Source organism: Citrobacter sp. EC_71 (assembly GCF_019584005.1).
Classification (GTDB): Bacteria; Pseudomonadota; Gammaproteobacteria; order Enterobacterales; family Enterobacteriaceae; genus Citrobacter; species Citrobacter werkmanii.
Genome location: NZ_VDAY01000005.1, coordinates 130,195 through 150,873 on the forward strand (window position 1 = coordinate 130,195; position 20,679 = coordinate 150,873).

General features: G+C 55.2%; 15 protein-coding genes and 1 riboswitch. Of the genes, 6 read left to right on the plus strand and 9 right to left on the minus strand.

Going from position 1 to position 20,679, the window contains the following annotated elements:
- Positions 1-2: 2 nt before the first annotated feature.
- The 5 genes from rapA to araB form a co-directional block, all read right to left on the minus strand.
- The gene (gene rapA, locus FHD02_RS07135) at positions 3-2,909 is read right to left on the minus strand and encodes an RNA polymerase-associated protein RapA (protein WP_042312380.1); all 2,907 of its coding nucleotides are present in this window, start codon (positions 2,907-2,909) and stop codon (positions 3-5) included.
- Between the two features lie 176 nt (positions 2,910-3,085).
- The gene (gene polB / locus FHD02_RS07140; RefSeq protein ID WP_220393759.1) at positions 3,086-5,437 is read right to left on the minus strand and encodes a DNA polymerase II; all 2,352 of its coding nucleotides are present in this window, start codon (positions 5,435-5,437) and stop codon (positions 3,086-3,088) included.
- 91 nt (positions 5,438-5,528) lie between these two features.
- A complete protein-coding gene (gene araD / locus FHD02_RS07145) occupies positions 5,529-6,224 on the minus strand; it encodes an L-ribulose-5-phosphate 4-epimerase (RefSeq protein WP_042312376.1) in 696 nt (231 codons plus the stop codon).
- 96 nt (positions 6,225-6,320) lie between these two features.
- On the minus strand, positions 6,321-7,823 hold the full coding sequence (araA, locus tag FHD02_RS07150) for an L-arabinose isomerase (RefSeq protein ID WP_220393760.1): 1,503 nt from the start codon (positions 7,821-7,823) through the stop codon (positions 6,321-6,323).
- A gap of 10 nt (positions 7,824-7,833) precedes the next feature.
- A complete protein-coding gene (gene araB / locus FHD02_RS07155) occupies positions 7,834-9,543 on the minus strand; it encodes a ribulokinase (RefSeq protein ID WP_220393761.1) in 1,710 nt (569 codons plus the stop codon).
- 339 nt (positions 9,544-9,882) lie between these two features.
- Between araB and araC the strand changes: the two genes are divergently transcribed.
- Together araC and FHD02_RS07165 are read left to right on the plus strand one after the other, a co-directional pair.
- Entirely contained in the window at positions 9,883-10,728 is an 846-nt protein-coding gene (araC, locus tag FHD02_RS07160) for an arabinose operon transcriptional regulator AraC (RefSeq protein WP_003018834.1), read from the plus strand.
- Positions 10,729-10,847: 119 nt separating this feature from the next.
- Positions 10,848-11,615, plus strand: coding sequence for a DedA family protein (locus FHD02_RS07165; protein WP_038637157.1), 768 nt, complete (start codon positions 10,848-10,850; stop codon positions 11,613-11,615).
- A 38-nt stretch (positions 11,616-11,653) separates the two neighbouring features.
- Here the strand turns inward: FHD02_RS07165 and thiQ are convergent, their stop codons facing one another.
- From thiQ to sgrR, 4 genes are all read right to left on the minus strand, one after another.
- Entirely contained in the window at positions 11,654-12,361 is a 708-nt protein-coding gene (thiQ, locus tag FHD02_RS07170) for a thiamine ABC transporter ATP-binding protein ThiQ (protein ID WP_042312368.1), read from the minus strand.
- Entirely contained in the window at positions 12,345-13,955 is a 1,611-nt protein-coding gene (thiP, locus tag FHD02_RS07175) for a thiamine/thiamine pyrophosphate ABC transporter permease ThiP (RefSeq protein WP_137360239.1), read from the minus strand. The genes thiQ and thiP overlap by 17 nt, the downstream gene beginning before the upstream one ends.
- Positions 13,931-14,914: a thiamine ABC transporter substrate binding subunit gene (thiB, locus tag FHD02_RS07180; protein WP_079225518.1), complete on the minus strand. Its 984-nt coding sequence runs from the start codon at positions 14,912-14,914 to the stop codon at positions 13,931-13,933. The genes thiP and thiB overlap by 25 nt, the downstream gene beginning before the upstream one ends.
- Before the next feature lie 30 nt (positions 14,915-14,944).
- Positions 14,945-15,042, minus strand: a riboswitch (TPP riboswitch).
- Positions 15,043-15,075: 33 nt separating this feature from the next.
- Complete coding sequence (gene sgrR, locus FHD02_RS07185) at positions 15,076-16,731, minus strand: HTH-type transcriptional regulator SgrR (RefSeq protein WP_137371172.1); 1,656 nt, start codon at positions 16,729-16,731, stop codon at positions 15,076-15,078.
- 99 nt (positions 16,732-16,830) lie between these two features.
- On the opposite strand from sgrR, the gene sgrT reads away from it, so the two are divergent.
- The 4 genes from sgrT (at position 16,831) to FHD02_RS07205 (ending at position 20,632) form a co-directional block, all read left to right on the plus strand.
- The gene (gene sgrT, locus FHD02_RS07190) at positions 16,831-16,953 is read left to right on the plus strand and encodes a glucose uptake inhibitor SgrT (RefSeq protein WP_016151681.1); all 123 of its coding nucleotides are present in this window, start codon (positions 16,831-16,833) and stop codon (positions 16,951-16,953) included.
- Between the two features lie 115 nt (positions 16,954-17,068).
- Positions 17,069-18,247 (plus strand): sugar efflux transporter, encoded by a 1,179-nt coding sequence (locus tag FHD02_RS07195; RefSeq protein WP_220393762.1) that lies wholly within the window; start codon positions 17,069-17,071, stop codon positions 18,245-18,247.
- A 278-nt stretch (positions 18,248-18,525) separates the two neighbouring features.
- Positions 18,526-19,290, plus strand: a complete 765-nt coding sequence (gene idnO, locus FHD02_RS07200) for a gluconate 5-dehydrogenase (RefSeq protein ID WP_061382927.1) — start codon at positions 18,526-18,528, stop codon at positions 19,288-19,290.
- 58 nt (positions 19,291-19,348) lie between these two features.
- Positions 19,349-20,632 (plus strand): MFS transporter, encoded by a 1,284-nt coding sequence (locus FHD02_RS07205; RefSeq protein WP_220393763.1) that lies wholly within the window; start codon positions 19,349-19,351, stop codon positions 20,630-20,632.
- The last annotated feature ends 47 nt before the right edge of the window (positions 20,633-20,679 follow it).

The window sequence follows — 20,679 nt, forward strand, 5'->3', positions numbered from 1 at the left end:
CGTTACTGGTGCGTCACGACGATCAGACGCAGGGCATCCAGACGCCAGCCCGCCTGATCCAGGCTTTCCAACACCTGCTGGCGGTTGCTTTCAATGGCGCTGAGTTCGTCATCACGGATGTTCGGGTTAACGGCACGCAGGGCTTCCAGACGCGACAGTTCTGCCGTCAGCTTCTCGTCCGCTTCCTTACGCGCCGCGTCGATCAGCGCGCGGGCGGATTTTTCCACCTGCGCTTCACCCAGTTGCAGGATGGCATGAACATCCTGCTGCACGGCGTTGACCAGTTTGCTGCCGGTGTGGCGGTTAACGGCGCTGAGCTGACGGTTAAAGGTTTCGAATTCAACCTGTGCGGCAAGGTTATTACCGTTTTTATCCAGCAGCATGCGTACCGGCGTTGGTGGCAGGAAGCGGTTCAACTGCAGCTGTTTCGGCGCTTGCGCCTCTACAACGTAGACCAGTTCAACCAGCAGGGTGCCGACTGGTAATGCCTTGTTTTTCAATAAAGAAATAGTGCTGCTTCCGGTATCGCCGGAAAGGATCAGATCCAAACCATTGCGGATCAGCGGATGCTCCCAGGTAATAAACTGAGCGTCTTCACGCGACAGGGCGACATCACGTTCAAACGTAATGGTGCAGCCATCTTCCGGCAGGCCAGGGAAATCCGGTACCAGCATGTGATCGGACGGCGTCAGCACGATCAAATTGTCGCCACGGTCATCTTGATTAATACCGACGATATCAAACAGGTTCATGGCAAAGGCGATCAGACTGGTGTCGTCATCCTGCTCTTCAATACTTTCGGTAAGCTGTTGAGCTTTTTCGCCGCCATTGGAGTGAATTTCCAGCAGGCGATCGCGGCCTTGCTCAAGCTGGGCTTTCAGCGCGTCATGCTGCTCACGGCAGGTTTTGATCAGGTCATCAAAGCCATCGGTATTTTCCGGCTCAGCCAGGAAGCCGATCAGATTGTTGTATACCGTGTCATAGATAGTACGTCCGGTTGGGCAAGTATGTTCGAACGCATCCAGACCTTCGTGGTACCAGCGCACCAGCACGGATTGCGCTGTTTTTTCCAGGAACGGCACGTGGATCTGAATATCATGCGCCTGACCGATACGGTCCAGACGACCAATACGCTGTTCCAGCAGGTCCGGGTTGAACGGCAGGTCGAACATCACCAGGTTGCTGGCGAACTGGAAGTTACGCCCCTCGGAGCCGATTTCAGAACATAGCATCACCTGGGCGCCGCTATCTTCTTCGCTAAACCAGGCTGCCGCGCGGTCACGTTCAATGATCGACATTCCTTCATGGAACACGGCGGCGCGGATCCCTTCACGCTCGCGCAAGACCTGCTCCAGTTGCAGCGCGGTGGTCGCTTTCGCGCAGATAACCAGCACTTTTTGCGAGCGGTGGCTGGTCAGGTAGCCCATCAGCCATTCCACGCGCGGATCAAAGTTCCACCAGGTGCCGGTGTCACCTTCGAATTCCTGATAAATCTGTTCCGGGTAGAGCATGTCGCGAGCCCGGTCTTCCGCACTCTTACGCGCGCCCATAATACCGGAGACTTTAATCGCGGTCTGATATTGGGTTGGCAGCGGCAGCTTGATGGTATGCAGTTCGCGTTTCGGGAAGCCTTTCACACCGTTACGGGTATTACGGAACAGCACGCGGCTGGTGCCATGGCGGTCCATCAGCATTGAAACCAGCTCCTGGCGCGCGCTCTGGGCGTCCTCGCTGTCGCTGTTTGCCGCCTGCAATAACGGCTCAATGTCCTGCTCGCCAATCATGTCGCCTAACATGTTCAGCTCATCGTTACTCAGCTTGTTGCCAGCCAGCAGCATGGCGACGGCATCAGCGACCGGACGGTAATTTTTTTGCTCTTCAACAAACTGGGCGAAATCGTGGAAACGGCTTGGGTCCAGCAGGCGCAGACGCGCAAAGTGGCTTTCCATACCCAGCTGTTCTGGCGTAGCGGTCAGCAGCAGGATACCCGGCACGCGTTCAGCCAACTGTTCAATGGCCATATATTCGCGGCTGGGCGCATCTTCGCTCCACACCAGGTGATGGGCTTCATCGACAATCAGCAGATCCCATTCGGCGTCACACAGGTGCTCCAGACGCTGTTTACTGCGACGGGCAAAGTCCAGCGAACAGATAACTAACTGTTCGGTTTCAAACGGGTTGTAGGCGTCATGCTGCGCTTCTGCATAACGCTCATCATCAAACAGCGCAAAACGCAGGTTGAAACGGCGCAGCATTTCGACCAGCCACTGGTGCTGTAGCGTCTCAGGGACGATGATCAGTACGCGTTCAGCGGCGCCGGAAAGCAGTTGCTGATGCAGGATCATCCCGGCCTCAATGGTTTTACCTAAACCCACTTCGTCAGCCAGCAAAACGCGCGGGGCGTGACGACGACCAACATCATGAGCAATGTTGAGCTGGTGGGGGATCAGGCTGGTACGCTGGCCGCGCAAACCACTCCACGGCATACGGTACTGTTCGCTCTGAAATTTACGCGCGCGATAGCGCAGCGCAAAGCGGTCCATACGATCAATTTGGCCAGCAAACAGGCGATCCTGTGGTTTGCTGAATACCAGTTTACTGTCGAGCAGCACTTCACGCAGCGTTACACCGGTTTCTTCGGTATCAAGGCGGGTTCCGATATAGGCAAGCAGGCCGTTTTCTTCTTTTACTTCATCGACATGCAGCTGCCAGCCTTCATGGCTCGTTATCGTATCGCCAGGATTGAACATCACGCGGGTCACGGGAGAATCACTGCGCGCATACAGACGGTTTTCGCCCGTCGATGAGAAAAGTAAAGTGACGGTTCGCGCATCCATGGCGACAACAGTACCAAGTCCCAGTTCGCTTTCTGTATCGCTGATCCAGCGTTGACCAAGTGTAAAAGGCATATATGTTCGGCTCTATATCTTTAATTGCAGGCAATACTCGTCATTTTCCGGGCTAACCCGGTTTTTGAGAGCATACGACCCCGCTACCAGGCTAATAAATCAGTGGTAGTGGTGTTAAATGGGTCCAGGAATGGAAAGGGCGCTATGGTACTGGATGGCGGCGGTTTCGTCACGCGTCAAAATAACCCCAGTTGCCCTGTGAGTAGTGTAGCAAAGTTATCATCGATAAAGGGAAGTATTCCCTCGGCAACTGGTTGTATCTGACGGCTCAGATAGTGCTCATAATCGAGAGCAGATTGCTGATAATCCACAGGTTCAGGGCCGTTTACTGTCCAGACATATTTAATGGTGCCACGGTTTTGGTACTGTGGCGCTCGACCTCGTTTTATATTCTGTTCATCAGCCAGTCGTGCCGCGCGGACATGTGGCGGAACATTACGCTGGTATTCACTTAACGGGCGGCGCAGGCGTTTGCGGTACACCAGTTGCGCATCCAGTTCACCCGCCATCAGACGGTCGATGGTCTCGCGGACAAACTCCTGATACGGCTCGTTACGAAAAATTCGCAGGTACAGCTCCTGCTGGAATTGTTGCGCCAGCGGTGTCCAGTCGGTGCGAACCGTTTCCAGCCCCTTAAACACCATGCGTTGTTCAGCCCCTTCCTGAATCATTCCGGCGTAACGTTTTTTACTACCGGTATCTGCACCGCGAATAGTCGGCATCAGAAAGCGACAAAAGTGGGTTTCAAACTCCAGCTCCAGCGCGCTGGTCAGATTTTGTTGCTTTAGCGATTGCGCCCACCACGAGTTGACATGGCTCACCAGCTCCCGGCCAATCCGGGCGGCATCATCTTCTGAGTGCGCCTTTTTAAGCCAGACAAAGGTCGAGTCGGTATCACCATAGATGACGTCGTAACCCTGAGCCTCAATTAACGCTTTGGTCTGGCGCATGATCGCATGACCGCGCATCGTGATTGATGAGGCCAGTCTTGGGTCGAAAAAGCGACAGGCGGTCGTGCCAAGCACACCGTAAAACGCGTTCATGATAATTTTCAGTGCCTGCGAGAGCGGTTTATTTCCGTGGCGTTTTGCTTCTTCACGCCCGTGCCAGATCTGAGTAACGATCTCCGGCAGGCAATGTTTTTCGCGTGAGAACCAGGCGTCAAGAAAACCTTCGGTGCTGTGCTCCCGATCTGGTTGCGCCATCCCTTCGATAAGCCCCACCGGATCGATCAAAAATGTACGAATAATTGAGGGGTACAGGCTTTTGTAATCCAGTACCAGCACGGAGTCGTACAATCCCGGGCGCGAGTCCATCACGTAGCCGCCGGGGCTGGCGTGCGCGGGAACTTCCCCCAGATTTGGCGCCACGTAACCCGCCCGGTGCATGCGCGGAAGGTAGAGGTGGCCGAAGGCGGCAACCGAACCACCGTGACGGTCGACCGGTAGGCCGTTGACCGTCGAGCGCTCCAGCAGAAAAGGCATGATCTCGGTTTTATGAAAAATACGCGTGACCAGCTCACAGTCTTTGAGATTGTAGGTGGCGAGCGCGGGTTTATCCTGGGCAAACCGACGGTCAATTTCGTCCATTCGGTCCCACGGGTTATCAATCGACTTGCCTTCACCTAGCAATTCTTGCGACACCGTTTCCAGCGAAAATGACGAGAAATTCCAGAAGGCGGATTTGAGTGCTTCAATGCCGTCAATGATCAGACGACCTTTGGCCTGCGCGAAGAACACGCCGTTTTTGAAGCCATGCTCGCGCCACTCCAGTTCGCTATTATCACGACCAAAACGCAGGGGGATGCGATAACGTTCGGCATGCTTTTGCAGGACGCGTAAATCGAATTGCACCACGTTCCAGCCGATGATGACATCGGGATCGTGACGGGCAATCCAGTCGTTGAGCTTTTCCAGCAACTGCGGGCGGCTTGCCACGTACTCAAGTTCAAAATCCAGCGCCGAGGCATCGCCGTTTGCCGGGCCGAGCATGTAGACAATACGCTGCCCGCAACCTTCAAGGCCAATGCAGTAGAGTTCACCATGCCGTGTGGTTTCGATATCCAGCGATACCCATTTTAGCGGTGGACGATAGCTCGGGTTTGGTTTCAGGCGGGTATTAATCAGCGTGCCGTGCTGTTTGTCGCCTTCGGCCCAGACCGGGGACGTGATGAAGCGTTCCATCAGGTAGCGCTCCGGCGGGCGGATATCCGCTTCGTAGACAGTGACGCCGTTTTCGCGCAGGAGTTTTTCCAGCCGCATGAGCTGGCGATGGGAGCGGCAATACAGACCCGAAACGGGCTGGCGGTGGAAATCTTGTAGTTGAAGCGGCGTCAGGCGATAGCCGTTCTCTGTACGTAATAATGATGTAACGCGCGGAACCTGACTGCCTGGTATAAACGCGACGGATTCCTGCGGCGCGAGCGTAACCAGCAGCGGCCCGTCGTCTGTAGCCAGCCAGAATGAGACCTCAGTTCCCTGCGGGGTGTCCCGCCAGTGCCGGGTTAAAATAAAGCCTGCCTGCGCCACGCTGTGTATCCATTAAAAAACCAGGCATGATTATAGCCTGGTTCTGATAGATTTGCTGTGGTTTTATACAGTTATCCTGTACCCGCAGAGACTACTGTCCGTAATACGCTTTTGCACCGTGTTTACGTAGGTAGTGCTTATCCAGTAGGGTTTGTTGCATATCCGGCAGTTGCGGTGCGAGCTGGCGGCAGAAAATCCCCATATAGGCGACTTCTTCCAGCACGATGGCGTTATGCACGGCATCCTCGGCATTTTTTCCCCAGGCGAACGGACCGTGAGAGTGCACCAGTACGCCAGGCATCTGCGCTGCGTCAATGCCTTGTTTCTCGAAGGTTTCAACGATTACATTTCCGGTTTCCCACTCGTATTCACCGTTAATCTCGCTGTCGGTCATTTTCCGCGTACAGGGAATCGTGCCGTAGAAATAGTCCGCGTGGGTGGTGCCTGTCGCTGGAATTGACTGACCCGCCTGCGCCCATATTGTCGCGTGGCGCGAGTGGGTATGAACAATACCGCCAATGCTCGGGAATGCCTGATATAACAAACGGTGCGTTGGAGTATCGGAGGAGGGCTTTTTCGTGCCTTCAACGACTTCCCCTGTGGCGATACTGACAACAACCATATCGTCTGCGGTCATGACGCTGTAATCGACACCGGAAGGTTTAATCACAAACACGCCGCGTTCGCGATCAACGGCGCTAACGTTTCCCCAGGTCAGCGTCACCAGGTTGTGCTTTGGCAACGCCAGATTCGCTTCCAGTACCTGACGTTTAAGATCTTCTAGCATGTTAACTCCTGAATGCCGGATGGCGCTTCGCTTATCCGGCCTACGTAATTTGTAGGCCCGGTAAATGAAATGCCACCGGGCAATCCGTTTCACCAATTAACGTTTGAACCCGTAATACACTTTGTTCCAGCGCAACGCGTCCTTAAAGGCCGGCAGACGGGTATCGTTATCGATCACTGCGATCTCGATATCATGCATTTCAGCGAACTGGCGCATATCGTTCAGATCCAGCGCATGACTGAAGACGGTGTGGTGCGCGCCACCGGCAAGGATCCAGGCCTCAGATGCGGTTGGCAGATCCGGCTGGGCCTTCCACAATGCGTTAGCCACCGGCAGTTTCGGCAGGTCATGCGGCGTTTGCACCGTGTCGATGCAGTTAACCAGCAGGCGATAGCGATCGCCGAGATCGATCAGGCTGGCAACCACTGCCGGGCCAGTTTTAGTGTTGAAGATCAGACGGGCAGGATCGTCTTTACCACCAATACCGAGGTGTTGAACGTCGAGGATCGGTTTCTCTTCCACAGCGATTGACGGGCACACTTCCAGCATGTGTGAGCCGAGTACCAGATCGTTGCCTTTCTCGAAGTGGTAGGTGTAATCCTCCATAAATGAGGTGCCGCCCTGCAGACCGGTTGACATCACCTTCATGATGCGAAGCAGAGCGGCGGTTTTCCAGTCGCCTTCGCCCGCAAAGCCGTAGCCTTGCTGCATCAGACGCTGTACGGCCAGACCCGGGAGTTGTTTCAGGCCGTGCAAATCTTCAAATGTCGTCGTAAAGGCGTGGAATCCGCCCTGTTCCAGGAAGCGTTTCATCCCCAGTTCAATACGGGCGGCTTCCAGTACGTTCTGACGTTTTTCACCATGGACTTGCGTGGCCGCCGTCATGGTGTAGGTGCTTTCGTACTCGTCGATCAGTGCGTTGATTTCGCCGTCACTAATTGCGTTCACTACCTGCACCAGATCGCCCACGGCCCAGGTATTTACCGAGAAACCGAATTTGATCTGTGCGGCAACTTTATCGCCATCGGTGACCGCAACTTCACGCATGTTGTCGCCAAAACGGCAGACTTTCAGATGGCGGGTATCCTGCTTGGACACCGCCTGGCGCATCCAGGAGCCAATACGCTCGTGCGCTTGCTTATCCTGCCAATGACCGGTGACCACGGCGTGCTGCTGACGCATACGCGCACCGATGAAGCCGAACTCGCGACCGCCGTGTGCGGTCTGGTTCAGGTTCATAAAGTCCATATCAATGCTGTCCCACGGCAGGGCGGCGTTGAACTGAGTGTGGAACTGCATCAGCGGTTTGTTGAGGATAGTCAGACCGTTAATCCACATTTTGGCTGGAGAGAAGGTGTGCAGCCAGACCACCAGGCCTGCGCAGCGATCGTCATAGTTGGCATCACGACAGATAGCGGTAATTTCGTCAGGAGAAGTACCCAGCGGTTTTAATACCAGTTTGCAGGGCAGGTTAGCTTCCGTATTCAGTGCGTTAACAACGTGCTCGGCATGTTGGGTTACCTGACGCAGTGTTTCCGGGCCATACAGATGCTGGCTACCAATCACAAACCACACTTCATAGTTATCAAAAATTGTCATTGTCGTGTCCTTAATGAGTCAGGGTTGCCAGGTCTACCGGGGCTTGCTGCGCCGGTGCGGCAGTCGGAAGGTACTGTTGTTCAGCGCTTACCGCCCACTGCTGGTAGCGGCGGTAAAGTTGTTCAAAACGTTGAGCCTGTTCTGGACGAGGTTGCATCGTCTTTTCTACTGCGCTCGCCATGTGTTGCTGGGCGGCTGGAATGTCTGCATGGACCTGCGCGGCAACGGCGGCGAAGATAGCCGCACCGAGCGCGCAGCACTGGTCTGAAGCGACAATCTGTAGCGGACGGTTTAGCACGTCGCAGCAGGCCTGCATGATGACCGGGTTTTTACGCGCGATACCGCCGAGCGCCATGACGTTGTTAACCGCAATGCCTTGTTCGGTGAAGCATTCCATGATGGCGCGTGCGCCAAAGGCCGTGGCGGCAATCAGACCACCAAACAGCGCTGGCGCATCGGTTGCCAGATTCAGGTCGGTAATGACGCCTTTCAGACGCTGGTTGGCATTCGGCGTACGACGACCATTAAACCAGTCAAGCACCACCGGCAGGTGATCCAGCGACGGATTTTTCGCCCAGGCTTCGGTGAGCGCTGGCAGCAGCTGTTTTTGGCTGGCTTTAATCTGGGTTTTCAGTTCCGGGTGCTGCGCGGCAAGCTGTTCCAGCGGCCAGCTCAACACACGGCTAAACCAGGCATAGATATCGCCGAAAGCAGATTGCCCCGCTTCCAGACCGATAAAATGCGGCACCACGCTGCCATCAACCTGGCCGCAAATGCCTTTCACCGCGCGTTCGCCAACGCTTTGTTTGTCGGCAATCAGAATGTCGCAGGTAGACGTGCCGATGACTTTCACCAGCGTATTGGGTTGTGCGCCTGCGCCGACCGCGCCCATATGGCAGTCAAAAGCTCCGCCTGAAATCACCACGGTTTCTGGTAGCCCCAGGCGCTGCGCCCACGCGGCACACAGAGTGCCAACCGGCAGGTCCGCCGTGAAGGTGTCGCTAAACATTGGGTATTGCAGATGGCGGTTGAGGATGGGGTCGAGTTCGTCAAAGAAACTGGCTGGCGGCAGCCCCCCCCAGCTTTCATGCCACAGGGATTTATGCCCGGCGCTGCAGCGACCGCGACGAATATCCTGGGGGCGCACAGTGTTGGAGAGCAGGGCCGGAACCCAGTCACACAGCTCAATCCATGAGACCGCCGCCTCGGCGACCGCGTGGTCCTGGCGAGTCACGTGCAGGATTTTTGCCCAGAACCATTCGCTGGAATAAATACCGCCAATATAGCGGGAGTAATCGATCTTGCCCGGCGTGTGGCACAGGCGAGTAATTTCTTCGGCTTCTTCGACCGCGGTGTGATCTTTCCACAGAACAAACATCGCATTCGGGTTTTCCGCGAACTCCGGGCGCAGCGCCAGTACGTTGCCGTCGGCATCAATAGGCGCCGGGGTTGAACCGGTACTGTCAACGCCAATCCCGACCACTTCCGCGCGTTGTTCCGCGCTCAGCTCGGCCAGGACGGTTTTCAGCGCCGCTTCCATGGACTCAATGTAGTCGCGCGGATGATGGCGAAACTGGTTGTTTGGGCCGTCGCAATACTGCCCTTCCTGCCAACGTGGGTACCACTCAACGCTGGTGGCGATTTCTTCACCAGTGGCACATTCCACCGCCAAAGCGCGTACCGAATCACTACCAAAATCGAGGCCAATTGCAATCGCCATCGTCTTACTCCATCCAAAAATACGGGTATGGATAAACAGTAGTGAGAAGGGATAAAAACCGTCAGGCAGGATCCGCTAATCTTATGGACTAAAATGCTGTGGCATCACAAAGTGTGACGCCGTGCAAATAATCAATGTGGACATTTCTGCCGTAGTTATAGACACTTTCGTTAGCCGATTTTGACGTTGGCGTAGTACATGTTTTTTACAAATTGCTTTTCACAAGCGGGGTTGATGGTCCATTACTGCAAACACTGTGACCCGCAGGGGCGACGGCGATGATGTCTGGCGTAATATGGACAAATTGTTTCTTAGCAGAACCCAGGGAGTATTGAAATTATGGCTGAAACGCAAAACGATCCCCTACTGCCGGGATATTCGTTTAACGCACATTTGGTGGCTGGATTAACCCCCATTGAGGCGAACGGATACCTGGACTTTTTTATCGACAGGCCGCTGGGGATGAAGGGCTATATCCTTAATCTCACTATCCGTGGGGAAGGGGTCATTAATAATCAGGGCAAGCAGTTTGTCTGTCGACCTGGCGATATTTTGCTGTTTCCGCCCGGAGAAATTCACCACTACGGACGCCACCCGGATGCCAGCGAGTGGTATCACCAGTGGGTCTACTTTCGGCCACGCGCTTACTGGCAGGAGTGGTTGACCTGGCCGGCCATTTTTGCCCAGACCGGTTTCTTTCGCCCTGATGAAGCGCACCAACCGCATTTTAATGAACTGTTTGGACAGATCATTAATGCCGGGCAAGGGGAGGGCCGCTATTCCGAACTGCTGGCGATTAATCTGCTGGAGCAATTGTTACTCCGACGTATGGAAGCCATTAATGAGTCGCTGCATCCGCCAATGGACAACCGCGTTCGCGATGCCTGCCAGTACATTAGCGATCATCTGGCGGACAGCAATTTTGATATTGCCAGCGTCGCACAGCATGTCTGCCTGTCGCCTTCCCGTTTGTCACACCTGTTCCGCCAGCAATTGGGCATCAGCGTATTAAGCTGGCGTGAGGATCAGCGTATCAGTCAGGCGAAGCTACTGCTGAGTACCACACGTATGCCTATCGCCACGGTGGGTCGCAACGTCGGCTTTGATGACCAGCTCTATTTCTCTCGCGTTTTCAAAAAATGTACCGGCGCCAGTCCGAGCGAGTTCCGTGCTGGATGTGAATAAAAAGTGAATGATGTGTCCTGAAAGTTGTCATAACTGGCAATCTATTCAGACAATTGATGGCTTGACGAAGTTGAGAAGGGTTATCAAAATCCCTGCTTCGTAAATCTGACGGACACATTATGCAAGCATTGCTGGAACACTTTATTCTCCAGTCCGCCCTGTACTCTCTGATCGCCGTACTTTTGGTGGCTTTTTTGGAGTCGCTGGCGTTGGTTGGTCTGATTCTGCCTGGCACCGTGATGATGGCGGGGCTGGGGGCGCTGATTGGCAGTGGCGAACTGAATTTCTGGCATGCCTGGCTTGCGGGCATCGTCGGTTGCCTGTTGGGGGATTGGATCTCCTTTTGGTTGGGCTGGCGCTTTAAAAAGCCGCTGCACCGTTGGTCGTTCATGAAAAAGAACAAGGCGCTGCTGGATAAAACCGAGCATGCGCTGCATCAGCACAGCATGTTTACCATTCTGGTGGGCCGTTTTGTCGGCCCAACGCGTCCGCTGGTGCCGATGGTGGCGGGCATGCTGGATCTGCCTGTCGCAAAATTTATTGTGCCGAATATTATAGGCTGCGTGCTGTGGCCGCCGTTCTATTTCCTGCCGGGTATTTTGGCGGGAGCGGCAATCGATATTCCTTCCGATATGCAGAGCGGAGACTTCAAATGGCTGCTGCTGGCGACGGCGTTGCTGCTGTGGGTCGGGGGCTGGCTATGCTGGCGGCTGTGGCGTAGCGGCAAAGCGGCAGTCGATCGTTTAACCGCGTATTTCCCCCGCAGTCGTTTGCTGTATCTGGCACCGTTAACGCTCGGGATCGGCGTGGTCGCGCTGGTGGCGCTGTTGCGTCACCCGCTGATGCCGGTGTATATCGATATTCTGCGCAAAGTTGTGGGTTACTAGCGATTCCTTTGCCGGATGGCGGCTTCGCCTTATCCGGCCTACGAAATATGAGGGTTGATGCCTAACAGCGCTGAGGCACTGGCTTGACCGCTTAGTAGCTCGTCTGTTTTACCTTGCCACGCAATGCGTCCGTCAGCGACCACGATTGACCGGGGCGCAATTCGCGCCGCATCTTCTACGCTGTGGGAAACCATCAGCAGCGTAAGCTGCTTATCACGGCAGACCTCGGCGACCAGGGTTAACATCTCCTGACGCAGGGCGGGATCGAGCGCAGAGAACGGTTCATCGAGCAGCAATATGGGTTGCTCCCGCACCAGACAACGCGCCAGCGCCACGCGTTGTCGCTGCCCGCCGGAAAGCTCACCGGGGAGTCGCTCCAGCAGTGAATCGAGCCCCATTTGCCGGGCGATGTTGTGCATTTTCTCCCGCTGAAGCGCGTTCAGTTTTAAACCCGGATCAAGACCCAGGCCGATGTTTTGCCACACGCTCAGATGGCTAAACAGATTGTTTTCCTGAAACAGCATGGAGACGGGACGACGCGAAGGAGGCGTTGCGGTGTGATCTTCACCTTCAATCATCATTGTGCCGCTGGCAGGCGTGAGAAAGCCGGCAATCAGATTCAGCAACGTACTTTTCCCGGCACCGCTGGGCCCGAGTATTGCTACCTGCTCACCGCGCGAGACCGACAGCGTAAAGCGCATGGGCAAATGGTGGTAAAGCCATGTGATATCAATCAGTTTTAACATTTCGACCCGGCAATTTCTCAATAACGGTAAACAGCGTAAAGCACAGGATCAGCAGTAAGAGCGCCGTAACCGCGCCATCCTGACTGCGATAAGATCCAATCTGCTGATATAAATAAAACGGCAGGGTGCGGAAATCCTCATTGCCAAATAACGCCACCACGCCAAAGTCGCCAATCGACAATACACAGGCAAACGCCATCGCCTGCGCCAGCGGACGTTTCAGTGCCCGCAGTTCAACCACTTTCAGGCGCGACCATCCCTCAATTCCCAACGACTGGCACAACATACTGTAGCGTGCGGTCACGTCACGCATTGGGTTTTCCAGTACCTTCAGCGCGTAAGGGATCGCCATCAGCGCGTTGGTGAAAATCACAATGCCGTCGGCAGATTCGGGGAGTCCAACGGTGTTATTGAGCAGCAGAAAGAAGCCGGTAGCTAACACGATGCCCGGCATGGCGAGGATCATCATGCCGCTAAGCTCCAGTACCTGGCCTGCCAGCACCTGCTGTCGGGCGCGCAGTTCGCGACTGCTCCATAACAGCATCATGGTGAGTATCACGCACAATGCCCCTGCCGCCAGCGCGATGCGCAGTGAAGTTCCCAATGCCTGCCACAGAACCGGCTGCATAAGCACATCCAGAACCTGGCGGTTAAGACCATCGACAAGCACTGCCAGCAGCGGCGGCAGCAACAGCAGCAGGGCCAGAATAATCAGCAGCGAGTCGGCCAGACGGCTGTGCAAACGATCGTCGGGATCGCGCCAGCCCTGAACCAGCGTGGTGCCCGGCGCAATGACGCGGCTCAGGCGTTGGCTGAGGAGCACCAGCGCTAAACAACACAGCATCTGGATCAACGCCAGCATCGCGGCACGGGCGGGATCGTAATCAAAGTTCAGCGCCTGATAGATAGCCAGCTCAATGGTGGTTGCCTGCGGCCCGCCACCCAGCGACAAGACGGTGGCGAAGCTGGCGAAGCACAGCATAAAGATGAGCGCCGCGACGGGAAGGATTTGACGGCGTAACCATGGCCATTCGACAAAGCGGAAGAAATGCCAGCCGCGGATACCCAACTGAGCGGCTAACTGTCGCTGTTCGCCGGGAATATTTTCCAGCGACTGCAACAGCAGACGGCTGGCCATCGGCAGATTGAAAAAAACGTGCGCCAGCAGGATGCCCTGCAAACCGTACGGCGAAAACGTCCACTCCAGCCCGAATGTCTGCCAGAGCGAGGCTAACCAACCCTGACGGCCATACACGCTCAGGATGCCAAAGACCGCGACCAACACCGGCAGAATTAGCGTCATCGCGCACAGGCGTAGCAGCGCCAGACGTCCAGGGAAACGGCGGCGATAAAGCGCTCTGGCAAGGAAAATTGCCGGGACAACCGACAACACTGCGGATAAAAAAGCCTGCCAGAAAGAAAAACGCACCACGTGCCACAGGTAGTCGTCTCCCCACAGCGAGAGCCAGTCACCTTGTGGGGCGTTAAACCATAGCGCCAGGAACGCGGCCAGGGCAACTGCCACCATCAGCGTGGCGGCAGAAAGCCCGGGAACCAGCCAGCCGGGAATTAACGGCTGACGGCGCGTTGCCATTCGCTGATCCATGTCTGACGCTGGGCCGCAACCTGCTGCGGGGTAAATTCCAGCGCGGTGGCCGGTTTATTCAGTTGCTCAAATCCTGATGGAAGAGCAACCTGCGTCACCGGATACATCCAGTTGCCGGTCGGAATGGCATTCTGGAATGCCGGTGACACCATAAATTTCAGGAATTTCTCAGCCAGTTCCGGCTGCTTGCTGGCAGCGGTGCGGGCGGCGACTTCCACCTGCAAATAGTGACCTTCACTAAACTCAGCGGCGGCGTAGTTATCTTTTTTCTCGTCAATGATGTGATAGGCCGGGGAGGTGGTGTAGCTCAGTACCAGATCGCTCTCACCTTTCAGGAACAGGCCGTAGGCTTCGCTCCAACCCTTGGTGACGGTGACGGTTTTGGCGGCCAGTTTCTGCCACGCCTCCGGCGCTTTGTCGCCATAAACTTTCTGCATCCATAACAGCAGGCCCAGCCCTGGCGTGCTGGTGCGTGGATCCTGATAAATGACGCGCCATTTTTGGCTGCTCTCTACCAATTCCTTCAGGCTCTTTGGCGGATTTTTCAGCTTGTTTTTATCATAGACAAAAGCGAAGTAGCCGTAATCAAACGGAACAAAGGTGTCATTTTTCCAGCCGCCGGGCACGTCAACGGCGTCGTTTGCGACCCCGCTTTTGGCGAACAGTTTGGTTTGCGTGGCGGCATCCAGCAGGTTGTTATCCAGTCCCAGTACGACGTCGGCTTTGCTGTTTTTTCCTTCCATGCGCAGGCGGTTAAGCAGCGAGACGCCATCTTCCAGCGCGACCAGCTTCAGTTCGCAGTTGCAGTCAGCTTCAAAGGCTTTTTTGATTGTCGGGCCAGGGCCCCAGTCCGCGGCGAACGAATCGTAGGTATAGACGGTCAGTACCGGTTTGGCGAAGGCAGGCGCTGCGCACAGCAGTAAAAGCGGAAGACATTTTTTAAACACTTTGCACCTCAAGAGTTGGGTGGCAAAGGACTTGAGATAAGCCTCAAATCCCTTCGCCGGCATTATCCGGATCAGGTTCGACGGGTATCTCTCAGCCAGCATATTGCATAGCACCCCGTTGAGAACGGCGTTAGTGTAATGATTTTGTTGCTCAGCAGCAATTAAGGATCCGGCGGCGCAAACCATGCCGATTTAAAATCAAACCAGCCGAGGGTATTCATGCGTAGCCCGCGCATACTGCGCTGGCCCTGAATGATCAGCCAGTGATGGATCAACGGCACAATGGCCTTTGTGGCGAGCAGCTGTTGGCACCATGCCGCCAGGCTCATTTCACCGGTTCGCCAACGGGCCGCATCGTTTTCCCAATCCCGCGAGATACAGTTTTGCAGTAACGGGACTTCGCAGAGATGCGCGAACAACGAGAAGTCCAGCGGGAGGGTAAAGTTGGCGCTGTTAAGCCAGATATCACTGACTATTTCACCTGCATGCCACTGATCGTAGTCGATCTCCTGAATATTTAACTGTACCTGATGTTCCGCCAGCAGCGTTTTCATGATCTGCGCGATAATTCGGTGTTCGATGTGATCGCGATAGTAAGTGAGCGTTAGCGTTTCCAGCCCGGCCGGCTTTTCGCCATGTCCGGGCTTGGCGTGGTGCCAGCGGGGGAGTAACCCATAGGCGGGAAACCACAGTCGTTGGTACTGTTCGTCGGCGTGACAGATTAAATTCGTCGGTGAAAGAACGCGGCTTGCCCACTCGCGAACCTCCTGGTTCGCGCCACGATGGGTTCGCGCATCAAACAACAGGTAATAGCAGCCTTCTTCGAGGCGGCTTTCGATCGCTTTTTCATCTTCCGTGGGACCTTTTAGCGTCAAGCCGCCGCCCGGCTCTTCGCCGATGTCAGGTAATACCCAAACGTTAACTTCATCGATCAGCGCCCGGTAGCCGAAGTAATCATCAAATGCGCGAATTTTCAGTTGGTTATTAGTATTGCGCATTACAGCATATGGGCCGGTGCCAATCGGCTGGCTGGAGAAGTTACTTAGCGTTTCCCATTCTCGCGGCAGGATCATGGCGGGGACTTGCCCCAGTAACCAGGGAAGCCAGCGATCGGGCTGGGCAAGATGGATATCCAGCGTCCAGGCCGTGGGCGAGACGATTTGCGTAATGTGCGAGTACAGCGGCAGGGCGTTGATGCGCTGTAGCGAGGTAATAACATCTTCCATTTCCAGCTCGCGGCCATGGTGGAAATGGATCCCCGGGCGCAGGAAGAATCGCCAGTGTAAAGGCGAAATCTGTTGCCAATGATGGGCGATGTCGGCTGCCAGTTCCCCATTTTCCTCATTTACCAGAATTAAGGAACTGAAGATTTGCCGGGCAATATGGGTTTCGGAGCGGCGTAACGCCGTGCCGGGGAGCAGATTGCGCATAGGACGATAATAGAGGACGCGCATGATGTGCCGCCCCTGGCGAAAACTGCGTCCCAGGTGGGAAACCAGCATTTGTCTGACGGCCGTTTTATCACCGACCAGTTGTACCAGTTGATCGATACGATCCTGTTCCAGCAGGTCTTCTGCTCGCTGCTGCTGGAGCGCCAGCCCGGTATAGAGGAATGTCAGGCGCGAGCGTTTACCCCGCCCAACTTCGGCTTCCCACGTTAACCAGCCGCGATCCTGCATGGTATTAAGCAGGGTGCGCATATGACGGCGCGAGCAGCTCAGCAGCTCCGCCAGTTCGTTCAGCGTCGTGTCTTGCGTTTTGCCGTCACAGCATTGCCACAGACGGATGAACTGTTGTTGCAAACGACCAGAAGACATAAAAGGGGAACTCCTGCGGAAAACTCAGCAATTTTATTATCCCTATATTAAGCCAATAATAGATTCCGATGAAGCGATGAGACAACGAAGGGGTCATCTATGCGTCAGTTCTGGTTGAAGTACTTTACTGCGACGGAAAAATCGTCCTGGTTGGCTTGCCTGAGCGCACCGCAGCGCTTAAAGATGCTTGAAGAACTGATGCAGTGGGAGGTGACAGCCTGACCTCCGAATTGCGAGTTGCAGACATCATGTGTGACTGAGTATTGGTGTTAATCGCCGCGCCAGCAGGTATTATCTGCTGGCTTTTTTCGTTTCAGCTGCGCTTAAAAGGAAAGATATGCTCTGGATTATGACCATGGGACGGCGCCTCAACGGCGTTTACGCGGCATTTATGCTGGTCGCTTTTATGATGGGCGTGGCCGGGGCGTTGCAGGCTCCCACGCTGAGTCTGTTTCTGAGCCGTGAAGTCGGTGCGCAGCCATTTTGGGTCGGGCTGTTTTACACCGTCAACGCCATTGCCGGGATCGGAGTCAGCCTTGGTCTGGCGAAACGATCCGACAGTCAGGGCGATCGGCGCAAACTGATCATGTTCTGTTGTCTGATGGCAATCGGCAACGCGCTGTTGTTTGCCTTTAATCGCCACTATCTCACTCTGATCACCTGCGGTGTGCTGCTGGCTTCGCTGGCGAATACCGCCATGCCGCAGCTGTTTGCGCTGGCGCGGGAATATGCCGATAGTTCCGCGCGCGAAGTGGTGATGTTTAGCTCGGTGATGCGTGCGCAGCTTTCGCTGGCCTGGGTGATTGGGCCGCCGCTGGCCTTTATGCTGGCGCTGAATTACGGCTTCACGGCGATGTTTTCCATTGCCGCAGGCATTTTTGCTATTAGCCTCGTGCTAATCGCGCTGATACTGCCGTCTGTGGCGCGGGTGGAACAACCTGTCGATGTGCCGCTGGAACAGGCTGGCGGTTGGCAGGACAAAAATGTACGCATGCTGTTTATTGCCTCCACGCTGATGTGGACCTGCAACACCATGTACATCATCGATATGCCGCTGTGGATCAGCCTTGAACTGGGTTTACCGGACAAGCTGGCCGGGATCCTGATGGGCACCGCGGCCGGGCTGGAAATTCCGGCGATGATTCTGGCGGGCTACTATGTGAAACGCTTTGGCAAGCGGCGCATGATGATTGCGGCCGTAGCGGCGGGCGTATTGTTTTATCTCGGTTTGATCTTCTTTCACAGCCGCACGGCGCTGCTGGTTCTGCAACTGTTTAACGCGGTGTTTATCGGTATTATCGCCGGAATAGGAATGCTGTGGTTTCAGGATCTGATGCCGGGGCGCGCGGGTTCTGCGACCACATTATTCACCAACAGTATTTCAACGGGCGTGATTCTGGCCGGAGTGATTCAGGGGGCGGTTGCCCAAAGCTACGGTCACTATGCTGTCTATTGGGTAATTGCGGCGATTTCGGTGGTCACGTTGTGGATGACTGGGCGGGTGAAGGATGTTTAGTCCGGTGCAGTCCCGGCGTCGCTGTGTTCGACCGGATGACATTTCGTATTCGCTTTTGTCGTTTTTGTAGGCCGGATAAGGCGTTTACGCCGCCATCCGGCAACCTGTCCTTACGGCCTGATCGCGTTACGCTTATCAGGCCAATCCCTCTTTTTTTCATCTTGCACGTAAATGCAATGTTGATCACATAACGATCATTTTCCTCTTCCTGATCTTCTTTTTTCTACTGTTACGCGTATACAGTTACGCGTAACAGTTATTAAAAAAGGAGTTTTTTTATGAAAAACCTATTCGACCTGACTGGTAAACGCGCGCTGATTACCGGTTCCGCTCAGGGCATTGGTAACCTGCTGGCCAACGGTCTGGCGGCGCACGGTGCTGAGATTGTGATTAACGATATTACCCAGCAGCGCGCTCAGGCGGCGGCGGACAAACTGGTGGCCGAAGGCTATCGCGCCGTTGGCTATGGATTTGATGTCACCAACGGGGAAGAGGTGGCGCGCGCCATCGCGCAAATCGAAAAGGAAGTTGGGGCCATTGATGTTTTAATTAACAACGCCGGAATTCAGCGTCGTTATCCCTTCACCGAATTCCCGGAGGCTGAATGGGACAAAGTGATTGATGTAAACCAGAAATCGGTCTTTCTGGTGTCGCAGCAGGTTTCCCGCTACATGGTGCAACGCCGCCGCGGGAAGATTATTAATATCTGCTCAATGCAAAGCGAATTAGGTCGTAAAACCATTACCCCATACGCGGCGTCAAAAGGCGCGGTCAAAATGTTAACCCGTGGCATGTGCGTGGAACTGGCGGAATACAATATTCAGGTCAACGGTATTGCGCCCGGTTATTTCGCCACCGACATGACCACCGCGCTGGTTAACGATGAGGCATTCTCCGCCTGGCTGTTCCAGCGCACGCCCGCCGCCCGCTGGGGTAAACCGGAAGAGTTGATCGGCGCGGCGGTTTATCTTGCCGCGCCGGCCTCTGACTTTGTTAATGGACATCTTCTGTTTGTGGACGGCGGCATGCTGGCCGCGGTCTGATCAATAATGGGCCGCTACGCGCGGCCTGACAGATAAAACAATAATCCAAGGAGTGAGTATGAATATGCTCGCAAAACTGCCGGCGCGTCGCTGGTGGTATTTAATGCCGATTATTTTTATTACCTACAGCTTAGCTTATCTCGACCGCGCCAATTACGGCTTTGCCGCTGCCGCCGGTATTGAACATGATTTAGGAATTACTCAGGGAACCGCATCGTTAATTGGCGCGCTGTTCTTCCTGGGCTATTTCTTCTTCCAGGTGCCGGGTGCGATGTACGCCGTTAAGCATAGCGTGCGCAAAATGATTTTTTACAGCCTGATCCTTTGGGGGCTTTGTGCCGCGGCGACCGGCTTTGTAAGCAATATCCCAACGCTGATGGCGATCCGCTTTATTCTTGGGATCGTCGAAGCGGCGGTGATGCCCGCGATGCTGATTTATATCAGCAACTGGTTCACCAAAACCGAACGTTCGCGCGCCAATACCTTTTTGATCCTCGGTAACCCGGTGACGGTGCTGTGGATGTCGATTGTCTCCGGCTACCTGATTGAAGCCTGGGGCTGGCGCGAAATGTTTATTTTCGAAGGCATTCCGGCGGTGATCTGGGCGTTCTGCTGGGTGATTATGGTACGCGACAAACCGGCGGATGCGGGCTGGTTGAGTGAGCAGGAGAAACAGGCATTACAGCAGGCGATGGATCGCGAGCAGCGCGACATCAAACCGATGCGTAACTACGGTGAAGCGATGCGTTCACGCAGCGTCATTATGCTTTGCGCGGTGCATGCGCTGTGGAGCATCGGGGTGTATGGCTTCATGATGTGGATGCCGTCAATCCTCAAAAATGCGGCACAGATGGACATCGTGGCGGTGGGCTGGCTGGCAGCGGTGCCGTATCTGGCGGCGATTTGCCTGATGCTGACCGTCTCCTGGCTGTCCGATAAGTTCCAGAACCGTAAACTGTTTATCTGGCCGCTGCTGTTGATTGCCGCCATCGCGTTCTTTGCCTCGTGGTTGTTGGGCAACCAGTCCTTCTGGCTCTCCTACGTGCTGCTGGTTGTGGCCGCTGCCTGTATGTATGCGCCTTACGGGCCGTTCTTTGCGCTGATCCCCGAACTGCTGCCGCGCAACGTCTCCGGCGTGTCGATGGGGATGATCAACAGTTTTGGCGCGTTAGGGGCATTCCTCGGCGCGTGGCTGGTGGGTTACCTCAACGGTGTGACCGGCGGGCCGGGCGTCTCCTACACCTTCATGGCGATTGCTCTGCTGGCGTCGGTGGTGCTGATGTACTGCGTTCGTGCGCAAAATGAAACCACGTCGCCGTCGGCTGAGATGGCTACGCGTTAAGGTTGAGCGAGGAGTGCAGTCGCTAACCGGCTGTGATAAGGTTCTCT

Coding starts and splice junctions, on each gene's coding strand:
- idnO (WP_061382927.1), top strand. CDS start 18,526: ATGAAAAACCTATTCGACCTGACTGGTAAACGCGCGCTGATTACCGGT.
- FHD02_RS07195 (WP_220393762.1), top strand. CDS start 17,069: ATGCTCTGGATTATGACCATGGGACGGCGCCTCAACGGCGTTTACGCG.
- FHD02_RS07205 (WP_220393763.1), top strand. CDS start 19,349: ATGAATATGCTCGCAAAACTGCCGGCGCGTCGCTGGTGGTATTTAATG.
- thiQ (WP_042312368.1), bottom strand. CDS start 12,361: ATGTTAAAACTGATTGATATCACATGGCTTTACCACCATTTGCCCATG.
- sgrT (WP_016151681.1), top strand. CDS start 16,831: ATGCGTCAGTTCTGGTTGAAGTACTTTACTGCGACGGAAAAATCGTCC.
- araA (WP_220393760.1), bottom strand. CDS start 7,823: ATGACAATTTTTGATAACTATGAAGTGTGGTTTGTGATTGGTAGCCAG.
- sgrR (WP_137371172.1), bottom strand. CDS start 16,731: ATGTCTTCTGGTCGTTTGCAACAACAGTTCATCCGTCTGTGGCAATGC.
- araB (WP_220393761.1), bottom strand. CDS start 9,543: ATGGCGATTGCAATTGGCCTCGATTTTGGTAGTGATTCGGTACGCGCT.
- araD (WP_042312376.1), bottom strand. CDS start 6,224: ATGCTAGAAGATCTTAAACGTCAGGTACTGGAAGCGAATCTGGCGTTG.
- thiP (WP_137360239.1), bottom strand. CDS start 13,955: ATGGCAACGCGCCGTCAGCCGTTAATTCCCGGCTGGCTGGTTCCCGGG.
- rapA (WP_042312380.1), bottom strand. CDS start 2,909: ATGCCTTTTACACTTGGTCAACGCTGGATCAGCGATACAGAAAGCGAA.
- FHD02_RS07165 (WP_038637157.1), top strand. CDS start 10,848: ATGCAAGCATTGCTGGAACACTTTATTCTCCAGTCCGCCCTGTACTCT.
- araC (WP_003018834.1), top strand. CDS start 9,883: ATGGCTGAAACGCAAAACGATCCCCTACTGCCGGGATATTCGTTTAAC.